Annotated in this window: 11 protein-coding genes and 1 tRNA gene; 8 read left to right on the top strand and 4 right to left on the bottom strand. The window is 43.4% G+C overall.

Going from position 1 to position 12,077, the window contains the following annotated elements; translation table 11 throughout:
• Positions 1-300 precede the first annotated feature (300 nt).
• From AAEY80_RS10105 to AAEY80_RS10095, 3 genes are all read right to left on the bottom strand, one after another.
• The gene (locus AAEY80_RS10105) at positions 301-1,578 is read right to left on the bottom strand and encodes a site-specific integrase (RefSeq protein ID WP_025645715.1); all 1,278 of its coding nucleotides are present in this window, start codon (positions 1,576-1,578) and stop codon (positions 301-303) included.
• A 182-nt stretch (positions 1,579-1,760) separates the two neighbouring features.
• A tRNA-Leu gene (locus AAEY80_RS10100) sits at positions 1,761-1,847 on the bottom strand.
• 139 nt (positions 1,848-1,986) lie between these two features.
• Positions 1,987-2,760, bottom strand: coding sequence for a ferredoxin--NADP reductase (locus AAEY80_RS10095; protein WP_201567614.1), 774 nt, complete (start codon positions 2,758-2,760; stop codon positions 1,987-1,989).
• Between the two features lie 456 nt (positions 2,761-3,216).
• Between AAEY80_RS10095 and AAEY80_RS10090 the strand changes: the two genes are divergently transcribed.
• The gene (locus tag AAEY80_RS10090; protein ID WP_101210879.1) at positions 3,217-4,101 is read left to right on the top strand and encodes a tRNA (N6-threonylcarbamoyladenosine(37)-N6)-methyltransferase TrmO; all 885 of its coding nucleotides are present in this window, start codon (positions 3,217-3,219) and stop codon (positions 4,099-4,101) included.
• A 104-nt stretch (positions 4,102-4,205) separates the two neighbouring features.
• Positions 4,206-6,008, top strand: coding sequence for a type IV pilus assembly ATPase TfpB (gene tfpB, locus AAEY80_RS10085; protein WP_101210878.1), 1,803 nt, complete (start codon positions 4,206-4,208; stop codon positions 6,006-6,008).
• Positions 6,009-6,059: 51 nt separating this feature from the next.
• On the opposite strand, the gene AAEY80_RS10080 is transcribed toward tfpB, so the two are convergent.
• Positions 6,060-6,725: an acyltransferase gene (locus AAEY80_RS10080; protein ID WP_101210877.1), complete on the bottom strand. Its 666-nt coding sequence runs from the start codon at positions 6,723-6,725 to the stop codon at positions 6,060-6,062.
• 189 nt (positions 6,726-6,914) lie between these two features.
• Between AAEY80_RS10080 and AAEY80_RS10075 the strand changes: the two genes are divergently transcribed.
• The 6 genes from AAEY80_RS10075 to gspK all read left to right on the top strand — a co-directional run bounded on the left by AAEY80_RS10075 (position 6,915) and on the right by gspK (position 12,033).
• Positions 6,915-7,703 carry a TatD family hydrolase gene (locus AAEY80_RS10075; RefSeq protein WP_025650824.1) on the top strand — a complete coding sequence of 263 codons (789 nt, stop codon included), beginning with the start codon at positions 6,915-6,917 and terminating at the stop codon, positions 7,701-7,703.
• A 233-nt stretch (positions 7,704-7,936) separates the two neighbouring features.
• Complete coding sequence (locus AAEY80_RS10070) at positions 7,937-8,620, top strand: TetR/AcrR family transcriptional regulator (RefSeq protein ID WP_025650823.1); 684 nt, start codon at positions 7,937-7,939, stop codon at positions 8,618-8,620.
• 204 nt (positions 8,621-8,824) lie between these two features.
• Positions 8,825-9,532 carry a prepilin-type N-terminal cleavage/methylation domain-containing protein gene (locus AAEY80_RS10065; RefSeq protein ID WP_101210876.1) on the top strand — a complete coding sequence of 236 codons (708 nt, stop codon included), beginning with the start codon at positions 8,825-8,827 and terminating at the stop codon, positions 9,530-9,532.
• A gap of 3 nt (positions 9,533-9,535) precedes the next feature.
• A complete protein-coding gene (gspI, locus tag AAEY80_RS10060; RefSeq protein WP_101210875.1) occupies positions 9,536-10,051 on the top strand; it encodes a type II secretion system minor pseudopilin GspI in 516 nt (171 codons plus the stop codon).
• On the top strand, positions 10,048-10,923 hold the full coding sequence (gene gspJ / locus AAEY80_RS10055) for a type II secretion system minor pseudopilin GspJ (RefSeq protein WP_101210874.1): 876 nt from the start codon (positions 10,048-10,050) through the stop codon (positions 10,921-10,923). The genes gspI and gspJ overlap by 4 nt, the downstream gene beginning before the upstream one ends.
• Before the next feature lie 18 nt (positions 10,924-10,941).
• A complete protein-coding gene (gspK, locus tag AAEY80_RS10050) occupies positions 10,942-12,033 on the top strand; it encodes a type II secretion system minor pseudopilin GspK (protein ID WP_101210893.1) in 1,092 nt (363 codons plus the stop codon).
• Positions 12,034-12,077: the final 44 nt, after the last annotated feature.

Raw genomic sequence — 12,077 nt, 5'->3', positions numbered from 1 at the left:
ACCGGGCAAGCACTTGCACAGTACTCACAGAGCATATCATCTAAACAAGCGTAACATTGAGCAATCGTCTCAAACAATAGATTTGAGCTGATTCTATATTTCTGACATAGCATTTGTACATGTTCAAGATAATCCTCCTTATGATCATATGCTCAATAATCAACACAGATTTTTTGATCTCTACTATTCTGTGTCATACCAAATTCAAGTTTGATACCCATAGTATGTCTCCTAATCAAAATGTCATTACATGTTCTATCGATTAGTTAGTTGTACAGAACTTTAAAAAATTATATGAAGTTATGTCTGTAAGAGACTCTTAATCACCTCATCTTGAGTCATTCCTATATGCTTGCAATAAAAAGCTTCAATCTCATCTAAAGCTTCACGTAATTGTCGCTGTGATACCTGTATGTAATGTAGTGTCACATCATCACTAGATTTAGCCTCACGATGATTGAGCAGTCTCTTTAACACTGGATAGGTTACATTAAGACCATTAGCGACAGTGCCAAATGTACGACGCAAATCGTGAGGCGTAATGTGCAAGCCAGCTTTGTTTGATATTGAATGATAACTACCGCTCAAATCTTTAACGTGGTCGCTATTTCTTTTCAAATCACTCGGAAATACCCAACGCTCTCCATTGCTCAATCTATAGCGTTCACTAAGTATGGCTTGAAGTATTTTTCCAGTAGGCATATGGTAATCAGAACCATTTTTAGTGGCTTTAAAAACGATACGAGCAGCGTCAAGATCTACATCTTCCCATCTTAGTGTCTGCGCTTCATTTAAGCGAACTCCAGCAAACATAAAAAGCAGTAAAAGATCACGAGCATTATTGCTATAAGATGCTTGTTTGAAAGAACTACCGTCACGGTGTTCAATCAAAGTTCTAAAATATACTCCTAAATACTCTTCTTCAACATGACGAGTACGAGGTTTAATTTTGTTCCAATCATTTTTGGCATTCAGTATTCGAATGGGTTGATCCTTTATTATGTACTCCTCATCGTCATCTAAGAAGCTATCTTGACAATAATTCCATACTGATCGAAGAGCTCGCATAGTAGCATTCGCTTGAGCTGGACTAGATTTGCTGATTTCCTTATGTTTTTCACTTATCATAGTTTTAGTTATATCGTTTAACGATATATCAAGCCAGTCATCGAGTCGACCAAGTATTTGCTGATCATAAGTTTCAATAGTACGGCTGGCAAGATTTGGCTTCATAGATTTAAAGTAGGTATATGCTTCATTAAGTGTTGGTATATCAGAATCTTGAATGTCTTTTAACTTTGGAGTAGCGTGATAACCATCGTAAACATCAAGTCCCTTTTTTATGTTGACCATCATCGTGCTCGCTTTTTCACGAGCTTCAGTCAAAGTGATTAGATGTGTTTCTTCAACTTCGTCACGATAGAGCTTACCATTGATGCGTTTATGAAGCGTGTATCTCTTAGATTGCTTACCCACACGAAGTGCAAAACCCGTTAATACTTCATCCATGTAGATGTCTGTACCATTTGAAGCATATGCAACTGAATCGATAAACTTCTTACTAAGCTTAACTTTCATAATTCATCCGTCACGCCGCAGTTATTATATTAATAGCACTATAATACGTGAACATGCAGATGTATTAAAGTATCAAGATAGTATCAAAATTTTATTTTACGCTGTTATTACTCGACCAATTTATAAATAATTCACGCAATAAAAAACCCTCACAATCTATAGACTGTAAGGGTTTCGTATAGTGGTACCAGTGGTCGGACTCGAACCGACACGCTTTTAAAGGCAACGGATTTTGAATCCGTCATGTCTACCAATTCCATCACACTGGCATGTTAGGTGATAAAGTCTATTGTGCCAAACCTTATCGAATTGGGCTACAGTGTTCTCTGTATAGGCTGCGTATTATAGCAGCCTATTTTTTAGCGTCAAGAATTATTTATAATAATTGTGCTTTTAATCACATTAATCTTAACCGACAAAGGCGCGCTCAACCGCATAGTCCGCTTGCACGCCCATGCGTGGCGACACAGTGAGACCAAAACCATCTAAAATCTCAGAGACTTCCGCATTGAATGGCATGCTGCCACAGATCATGACACGGTCATCGTCTTTATTCATCGGTGGCAAACCAATATCTTCAAAAAGTTTGCCTGATTTCATTAAGTCGGTTACACGGCCTTGATTTCTAAATTCTTCGCGAGTAACCGTTGGATAGTAGATAAACTTCTCGCGGAACCATTCGCCAAAGATTTCATCGTTGGGCAGCTCATTTTCGAACATGTTACGATACGCCAAATCATCTGCATAACGAACGCCATGCACCAAGATGATTTTATCAAAGCGCTCATAAACCTCAGGGTCACGTGCCAAGGCCAAAAATGGCGCAAGCCCCGTACCAGTGGACAACATATAAAGGTGTTTACCGGGTAGTAGATCGTCTAAGACTAGCGTGCCGGTGGGCTTTTTGCTGACCAATAGCTCATCGCCGACTTTGATATGTTGTAGGCGTGAGGTCAAAGGGCCGTCTTGAACCTTGATAGAAAAGAACTCTAGATGGTCTTCATAGTTAGGGCTAGCAATCGAATAAGCGCGTAGCAGTGGTCTGCCATCGACAGCGAGACCAATCATCGCAAACTCGCCATTGCGAAAGCGTAAGCCATCGTCACGTGTGGTTTTGATGCTAAATAAGGCATCATTCCAATGATGAACCTCTGTAACCGTTTCGGTGCGAAGTTTTGACATAAAGTCCTCGTTAATAAGTCGCTATTTTTATCGTTAAGTGTAAATGAGTATGAAATTAGAATTTTCAATGATAGCTGTTGGACGCTAATCATATATAAGCGGGTAATTATTATTAAAATATTAAAATGACTATAAATGCTCATGCTTTGAAATATTTTTTAGCCAAAAACCAATAATATTGTGAATGTATGAAGCAAGTTACAAAGCATTTTTTTTACATTTATACAAGGAATCGTAGGCTAGTCATAAGGTTTTTGTCCTCATAAGCACTATAGGTATTGTATGAATGCAAGCCATTCTCAATAAATTTCACGCTCATAATACCAAACTTTAAAATAAAAATCTGTCTAGCAGCCACGATGTACCATGATAAAATGGAATATCGTTAGTGAGTAATTTTGTATGCTTGAGCCAATTGGCTCGATAAAGACCGTTTGTTATCAGTGGAGTGACCATATGTCTGGCGATAATGCTTTGTTGAATGACCAGCATCGAGCACCAATCATTGGCTACCATCGTGCGCCGCTCTCACAGAAGTTTGGTGCGCCAAGACAACCGAATTTGGTGGCGCTGACTAGTGTGATTGAGATGCTAGCGCCTTACGATACGCCAGCGGCATTCATTGGCTTAGACACTTTTAGCCATATTTGGATCAGCTGGCAGTTTCATCACAACTATTTATATAAAGACAATCAGAATCACAAAAACGAACAGGAACATCAAAACGACCAACTTGATACCACAGGTAGCGGTTTTCGACCACAAGTTCGACCGCCAAGGCTTGGTGGTAATCAAAAAATAGGCGTGTTTGCCAGTCGTAGTATGTATCGACCATCCGCTTTGGGATTGTCTGTGGTGAAACTTGAGCGTATTGAGGTGATACAAGGTCGGGTATTAATTATCATCAGCGGTGCTGATATGATAGATGGGACGCCCATTATCGATATCAAACCTTATGTGGCTTATAGTGATGCATTGAGTCATGCAAAAAGTGGTTTTGCGCAAACTGCGCCGCACTTGTTGGATGTGACGATTATCGAGCTGGCTTATGAGCAGTTTTTGCAAATTGTCGCCAATCAAAGTGCGCAAAATGCAGCGGTAGAAAATGCTCAAAATAAGCAATCATCAGTTAAAGCAGTCATTGATAAAACTCAAAAACAGTTAATGATGGCTGATCTAGACACTATCAAAGCCTTAATCGCCCAAGATCCACGTCCTGCCTATCGGCGCACCGAGTTAAATAAGCGTTTTACCATGCGCTATAAATCTGTTGATGTCAGCTTTCAGCTGATAGAATCGGGACAGTTGCAAATAACGGCCGTTGTAGCAGTGACTTCTTAGCATGAAATTGGCGCACTGTATTTATGCTTTATCAAAGCCATGAAAGTGAAAGCTATAAACTGCTGATTTGTGAAATATTTATTGACCAATAAAAGAAGAAAAATATGTCTGCTCAAAAATATTCGATCGTGATTGATTTACGTTGGTGTCTTGATGAATTACTAGCAGATAGAGTAATTGATCAGCGCGGCTATAATCTGGTGATAACCAGTCGCCGTGACAAGGCGCAGCATCCGCTTCTGACGATTAGTGAGTTTGGGTTGCCTAATGATCATGCGTTTGATGATCATGCGCTTGATGGTCATGCTGAGAGTAAATTAACGATAGCATGGCTCAATCAATGGCTAGCGGCCAAAGCAGACATGCCACTTGTGCGTATTGATCCGCTGAAAGTTGATGTGCCAGCCGTCACGCAGCTGATGTCGTTCGAATATGCGCGCTCGCAGCATATTTTGCCGATTGAGGTCACGTTAAATGAAGTGGTCATCGGTACCGATCAGCCGTTTTATACAGACTGGCACTCTAATATAGAAAAGTTAATTAAGTCCAAAAGCTATCGTACGGTCTATATCAATCCTGAACAGATCAATCGCTATCGACAGGAGTTTTATCAAGTCACGCAAGCGATTGCTGGGGCAAACTCTCTACATAAGCGTGCGGCGGCTGATGTCACCAATGTCGAGGCGTTGTTACAGCTTGGCGACAATACCAATCCCGATGCCAATGACCAACACATCGTCAGGGTTGTCGATTGGTTGTTGCAGTATGCCTTTGAGCAACGCGCCAGTGATATTCATTTGGAGCCACGTCGCGAGACCGGAAAAGTGCGCTTTCGTATTGATGGCGTATTACACACCGTTTATGAGATGCCGCTGGCGATTATCGTCGCGGTGACAGCACGGATTAAAATCTTGGGCCGTTTAAATGTCGCAGAGAAGCGCAAACCGCAAGACGGCCGGCTAAAAACCCGTACGCCAAAAGGGTTAGAGACTGAGCTACGTCTCTCTACCATGCCGACTGCTTTTGGTGAAAAGCTGGTCATGCGGGTATTTGACCCCGAAGTATTGGTGCGCTCGTTTGCTCAGCTTGGTTTGTCTGGCAAGCAGCTTGAGACATGGCACGAGTTGACCGCGCATCCAAACGGCATTATTTTGGTCACCGGCCCGACCGGTTCAGGTAAAACGACCACTTTATACAGTACGCTTAAGCAGCTAGCCACAGAACAAGTCAACGTCTGCACCATTGAAGATCCTATCGAGATGATTGAGCCCGCTTTTAACCAAATGCAGGTTAATCCGGGTGTTGATTTGCACTTCGCTGACGGCATTCGCTCTTTGATGCGCCAAGACCCAGACATTATTATGGTCGGTGAGATTCGTGATGCTGAGACTGCTAATATGGCCGTGCAAGCATCGCTGACGGGACATTTGGTGCTCTCGACGTTGCATACCAATGATGCACCCAGTTCACTCACTCGCTTGCATGATTTGGGCATTCAGCCGTTTTTGACCTCAGCGACGATATTAGGCGTAATGGCGCAGCGCTTGCTACGTACGTTATGTCCGCATTGTAAAAAAGCAGTCGATGTTACGCCAGACAGTGAAATTGCGATACAGTGGCAAGAGCTGGTACAGCCTTGGCGCGCTGCTGTACCAGCACAAATTTATATAGCGCAGGGTTGTGAGCACTGTCGCCATACCGGCTATCAAGGTCGCGTTGGTCTATATGAGATTATGCCGTTATCGAATGAGCTAAAAAAACTGGTGGCAGCTGATGCCAATTTGGATGTATTGAAACAACAAGCCTACCGTGAAGGCGTACAGCCGCTACGCTTATCGGGTGCGAAGCGTATCAGTGAAGGGGTGACGACCTTAGAAGAGGTGATGCGTGTGGTGCCGTTACATTAATTTTAAATAGCAAAGTTTGGCATGGTAAAACTAGCCTTATACCCTGAGTCTTTAACGCTCCCAGCGTACATTTTGGCGAATGATTTTTGCAGGCGCGCCCGCCACCATACAATTTGGTGTGGTCACTGGTTTATTGACAAATGCACCGGCTGCAATGATACAACCGCTAGCGATAGTAACGTTTTTAGAGACAGTTACATTGGCAGCAATCCAAATATGATCGCCCAAAATGACGTTAGAGTGAGCAGGATTTAACCTCTTATTAGAGTCTATATCGTAAACCTTGTGGACGTCAGTCGCTCGAATTTCAATACCGCGCGATATCATGCAAGATTTACCAATGGTCACACTTTTATCACGTGCCAGAATATAGCAGTCGATGGCGGTAGTATGCTCACCGATATAAATATGCAAATGGTTGCCAACGATCAATAATTGCCCTGAGAACTTAACTTTTTCTCCAATCGTGACTTGATTGTGACTGCCGTTAATGTCGATTTTTAACTGATTAAATTTGCCGCCCTTACCGATAGTGATGTGATTGCCATGACCTTTACGAATGGTAATGGCTGAATTGCCAATGATGCGTACGTCTTTAGCAATCTTGATATGATTGTTGTGCCCTTTGTCTTGTAACAAAAACCGCTTTTTGTATAGTTGTTTGGGTAATAGGGTTTTTATGATGGGGGAGAGGCTGATGGTTTTTTTATGGTTCATAATAAAGGGCTTATGAAGAGTGAGTAGATGACGCAATGTTTTTGCTAACAAACCGCTTTTATGATTTATTAACTATCTGATAGTGTATCGTTAAACCTTACTTGAAAACAGCTCGCTTTAGAGCAATAAATAACCCTATTCATTTAACGTTTCAAACCTAATTTTTCTATTTTATTAACGAGATTGTTTATGTTTACTGATAGCCACTGCCATCTTAACCGTTTGGATTTGACCAAGTACGATGGTCAATTATCCGGCGCGATTGCTGCCATGAAAGAAGCTAATGTCACCCGAGCAATGGCCATTATGTGTGATTTTGCTGAATATGATGAAATTGCTAAAATCGTCAGCACTTATGGTGATGAAACGTTAAATCTCGGCATGAGCGTCGGTATCCACCCTTGTGAAGATATCAGCGTATTACAATCAGCGACGGTCGAACGTCTGATAGAAACTGCCGATGCCGAGCATGTGTGGGCCATAGGGGAGACGGGGTTAGATTATTATTGGTCGACGGAGAACAAAAAAGAGCAGCAAGCCAGCCTTGCGCGCCATATTCATGCCAGCCAAAGCTTGAAAAAACCACTGGTCATACACATGCGTGATGCCAAAGAAGATACCATTGATATCCTAAAGGCGGAAGGGGCGGAACACGGCATCATTCATTGCTTTACCGAAGATTGGGAGACCGCGAAGCAGGCGCTAGACTTAGGGTTTTATATCTCATTCTCGGGTATTGTTAGCTTTAAAAGCGCGCAAAATATCAAAGATGCAGCAAAAAATATGCCTAGAGACCGATTGCTTATCGAAACCGACAGTCCTTATTTAGCGCCTGTTCCTAAACGTGGTAGACCTAATGAGCCCGCTTATGTACCTTACGTTGCGAGTTGTCTGGCGGAGATGTATGGCTGTAGTAGCGATGACGTTGGTGCAATGACTGCAAAAAACTTTGAAAATTTACTGGCACAGTATCATTAAAATGGTTATGCTATGACCACTCAGTCATTTATTAGATAGTGTTATTGCTTTACGTTATTTTTAGTTGTTATCTCAAACGTAAGCATATGATTATCAATGACTATTTAGCAAACATAAGCATATTCCCCTTGGTAGTCTTCGAGCAGACTTTGTATAGCCTCATACTCTTGTTGCCGACGCACTAATCTATACGATGGTCATATGCTTAATCTTGTCAGGTTTTAGGAGAGATTATGAGTCGTCAGCATCAGTTCAAGGCACGAGAAGAGAATATCTTAGCGATGGCAGAGCAACTGTTACTTGAGTCAGGCGATGGTGATATCACTTTAGACAGTTTGGCAGACCAGCTTGATTTGGCTAAAGGCACCTTATATAAGCATTTCTCCAGTAAAGATGAGCTTTACTTGCGTATTATTATTCGTTATGAAGAGCAGCTGTTTGAGATCAATCGAATTGATGACTGCCCATCGGCTGGTGTGGCCCGTATGATTTTTCAGCAATTATTCAATCCACAAAAAGCCATGCTCCTCAATCAAATCGAAGAGCGTTTGGCAGCATCAGTGACAGGTCTCAATCGCTTGTTTGGTGAGTTGTACGATATTCGCCGTCAGCGTATGAAGCGTTTGATTGATATTATCAGTGCGTATTTACAGGAGCAGCACAGCAATTTAAGTACGCGTGATTACTTGTCCTCGATTTGGGCGATGGGTCAGGGCGGCGCAGGATTATTGAACTCAAGTTTTTATCAGCGCTACTTGGGTCGCCGTGATACCTTGCGTTATGCTTTCGTTCAGCAAATGCTCGAGTTGCCTAGCCATTATCCTGCCGACGATGATGAGGTGATGGATGAGGATATGCAAGAGCTGGTGGAGCAGATCGATACTGAGTCCGAAGAGCATCGTAATACCAATTACTAGCTTGTTATTATGTTTTGAACATAAGCAGCTATTCTTTTATAAAAATCTGTGTTGTTATATTCTGTATGGCAGCACGTTAAATTTATTTTTTAATATGTGTACAGATTTATAGTTTTTATAACTCGTCACGTCTTTCGTCTTGTTTATACCATTCAATATAGCGTTATTTTTTAGTAGGATGACGCCATTCTAGATGACTTCTGTATGTCAAAACCGACTTCCTCGATATCTTCAATACCAGCTCTTCACGCGCCTAGGCATATCGGGCAAGCGGGCTTTACCCTTGTCGAAATTGTAGTGGTTGTGGTCATTCTGTCTATTTTTGCTGGCATGATGAGCTTATCAGTTGGTAGTAGTGAGTCTCGAAAAAACCGTGCCTTTTATGAACACCTTACCGATTCGCTGAGCTACGTTAGGCTATTATCCGCTGAGCGTATGCAGCCGATGGGCTTAAGCTTACAAGCGGATAAACAAGGTCAAGTAAACCCCGTTATTGTCACTTTATCAAATCCTTATATTGCCTATCAAACGGCTGAAGCCGCTTCAGATCGTACGGACAGTCGTGCTAAAAATGCCATGGAGTTGTCTACCGATTTGTCTGGGATGTCAGGTGTGAATGGGGACGTAGCAACGCCAAGTTGGGAGATTGAACCCGAAGTTACCTTACCTGAACTGCCTGCTGGAGTGAGTTTGAGTGTGCAAAGCTTAGATGCTGGTAACGCTGCTGCAAATGCTGGGCAGACTCAAACGCTACAACCTTGGTTTACCGATCAAACGGTACCGCAAATATTATGGTTTGGTACTGGGCAAGCGACACCGGTAACGATTGAAGTGCGTCATGAATCGCGCTTGGTGGGTGAGGTGATTACCATCATGCCTGATGGTAGTATGTCGCTAGGACAAGGACTGTAATGGATGATTAAATTACCTAATTCGCCTGTTAGTTCTGTTAATAAAGCCAGCAAAGCCATTTCATCTGAATCATCAGAAAAGTCATCGTTGAAATCGATACGCGAAAGCGGTTTTACCCTGATTGAAGTGATGGTCGCCTTAGCGATTTTAGCCGTCGTCGCTGTCGCTGCTAGCCGTGCCAGCAGTGCGTATCTCAGCTCGGTTGATGTGTTGCGTACCCGTACGCTGGCTCATTTCGTTGCCCAAAACGCGGCTGCCGATTTACAAATCCAAGAGACATGGCTAACCGCCAATCGCAGCCAAACGCTTAATGCGCAAGGTCGGGATTGGCAGGTGATGATGACAGTCGGCGATACCATTAGCCCCGCCTTAAAGCAGGTGACTATCGCTGTCGCACCTATTATCGATGGACAGACAGGCAGCACAGTGACCGATATTAAGGTGGTCTTGAGTAATCCAGAACAGGATATGGGTAGCCTTGATTTGGCGAGCCCAAATTCAAGTGGAGGCAGCCTGTGAGGCAGCAGCGTGGCTTTACCCTACTTGAGCTGATGGTCGCCATGGCAATATTTGCGATGCTGGCAGTGGCGGGTTGGCAAGTGTTTGATAGCGTGAACCGCGCCCGTGAGCGTGCGCAATTTCATGCTGATAATTTGGCTGTCTTGCAATATACCTATCTACAACTACAGCAAGACATAGGACAAATCATTCCTTACCAAGCACCCAGTACGCCCAGTACGCGAGATATCAGTGTCTCAACGAACACTACTAACAGTGACAGCACTCAAGCCAATATTATAGAGTCTGAGCCTTTTATGAGCTTAGATGGCGAGCATATTAGATTTGTACGCTTCGCAGATCCTGATCCACGCTACCAAAGTAGTGCCAGTGTGCAGCACATTGAATATATTTTTGCCGATGAGCGCTTAATTCGCCGTCAATATACCAGTCTTGCCGCTGGAGATGATAGCGTTAGCTTGGATAGCGTACTGCTAGAAGGGGTGACCGCAGCACGCTGGCAGGCCTATTTACCAGAAATTGCGACCAAATTTCCTGACGAAAACAGCAGTAGCAATAACAACAATACGACTAGAGCCTTTGGGCAGACGGCTGATACAGCGAATAGCCAAGCTGAGGTGCAATTATTGCCAAAAGGTATTGCCGTTAGCTTTACGTATCAAGATATGCCTATCACGTGGCAGTGGGCACTTGCCCCGCAGCCGTCTCCACGTGGTAGTATGCAAAATGCACCAAATAGCAAGAGCGATAACAGCAACGATAATGGCAGTAATGAGGGCAACAGTAATAATACTAATGGTAGCGATACTGCGAACGCTGGTGTGGGAAATGCTAATTTACAAGGTATTGACAATGTGCCATTGGCTCAATAATAGAGGCCGTTTATGTCCATGACAGCGCATTCTCAGCGCGGGGTAGCACTGCTGACTATCCTGCTATTGGTGGTCAGTATTACGGTGGTCGCCGGGGCAATGCTTGCTAGTCAAAAGATTGCCATCAGGCGTAGTGGCTTGTTGTTTGATCAAGATCAACTACTACAAGACATTGACGCCGGTCAGCAATTGGCTATGACTGTGATTCGCGCTGATAATAAGCTAAACGATACGGACAGCGAGCAAGATATTTGGGCGCAGCCGATACCACCCTATGCTCTAGATAATCACAGCATCAACATCGAATTGCGCGACGAAGCCAGTCGTTTTAATATTAATAACTTATATCAAAATGGTGCGGTTAATACCGCTGCGTTAATGGTCTTTCAAAGACTCTTAACACAATTAAATCTAGAGCCTGATATCGCCATTGCGGTACTGGACTATCAAGATGCAGATGGTGAGGTCTATCAAGATGGCGGTGATGAGAGCGTGGTATATTCGCAGCAGCGCAGCGGGGCAGTAGAGGGGATATTACCAAACCAGCCATTTATTAGCATCGATCAGTTACAAGACGTTCGAGGAGTCAGCGCTGAAGTGTTAGCAGCACTGCGCCCTTACCTTAGCGCCGTTCCTTATTATGTGCCTATCAATGTCAATACTGCCAGTCCTGAACTGCTGGCGTCTCTGATGGACGGTGTGACTAGCGAGCAGATGCGTGGGTTGACCGAGATGAGGCGCAAGCAAGTATTGCCATCTATCGATGAATTGTGGCAATTGCCAATATTGGGCGGTTTGAATGAAGAGCAGCGGGCAGCACTAACGCCACTGTTAGCCGTTGATAGTCAGGCTTTTACGGCGCTTATCACGGCAACAGACAGTGCCAATACAGGTCAAACAAAGCAACGTTTTGCAACCGTCTTGATTAGCAAAACCACCACTGATGATGGTGAGGCTAAAAACAGTAGCGATGCTAATAATAGCAGCGATAATAGTAACGATAAAAATGGCAATGATGCCAACAGTATAGGCAATGACAATAAGAGCAAAAAAGCGAAGTCAATTAAAGTTATTACGCAGCGTCTGTGGGCATTTCGGCCGAGTTTTTAGCTAGGGTCTGTTTAACATTTAAATATGGTACTGGCAGTAGCTAT

The organism is Psychrobacter sp. 78a-MNA-CIBAN-0178 (genome assembly GCF_040309625.1).
Lineage (GTDB): Bacteria > Pseudomonadota > Gammaproteobacteria > Pseudomonadales > Moraxellaceae > Psychrobacter > Psychrobacter okhotskensis.
This window is presented reverse-complemented; position numbering and strand designations above follow the sequence as displayed.

Bases quoted from the DNA above. Each gene is read 5' to 3' on its own strand.
- AAEY80_RS10095 (WP_201567614.1), bottom strand. From the start codon at position 2,760: ATGTCAAAACTTCGCACCGAAACGGTTACAGAGGTTCATCATTGGAAT.
- AAEY80_RS10105 (WP_025645715.1), bottom strand. From the start codon at position 1,578: ATGAAAGTTAAGCTTAGTAAGAAGTTTATCGATTCAGTTGCATATGCT.
- gspK (WP_101210893.1), top strand. From the start codon at position 10,942: ATGACAGCGCATTCTCAGCGCGGGGTAGCACTGCTGACTATCCTGCTA.
- AAEY80_RS10090 (WP_101210879.1), top strand. From the start codon at position 3,217: ATGTCTGGCGATAATGCTTTGTTGAATGACCAGCATCGAGCACCAATC.
- AAEY80_RS10075 (WP_025650824.1), top strand. From the start codon at position 6,915: ATGTTTACTGATAGCCACTGCCATCTTAACCGTTTGGATTTGACCAAG.
- AAEY80_RS10070 (WP_025650823.1), top strand. From the start codon at position 7,937: ATGAGTCGTCAGCATCAGTTCAAGGCACGAGAAGAGAATATCTTAGCG.
- AAEY80_RS10065 (WP_101210876.1), top strand. From the start codon at position 8,825: ATGTCAAAACCGACTTCCTCGATATCTTCAATACCAGCTCTTCACGCG.
- gspI (WP_101210875.1), top strand. From the start codon at position 9,536: ATGATTAAATTACCTAATTCGCCTGTTAGTTCTGTTAATAAAGCCAGC.
- tfpB (WP_101210878.1), top strand. From the start codon at position 4,206: ATGTCTGCTCAAAAATATTCGATCGTGATTGATTTACGTTGGTGTCTT.
- AAEY80_RS10080 (WP_101210877.1), bottom strand. From the start codon at position 6,725: ATGAACCATAAAAAAACCATCAGCCTCTCCCCCATCATAAAAACCCTA.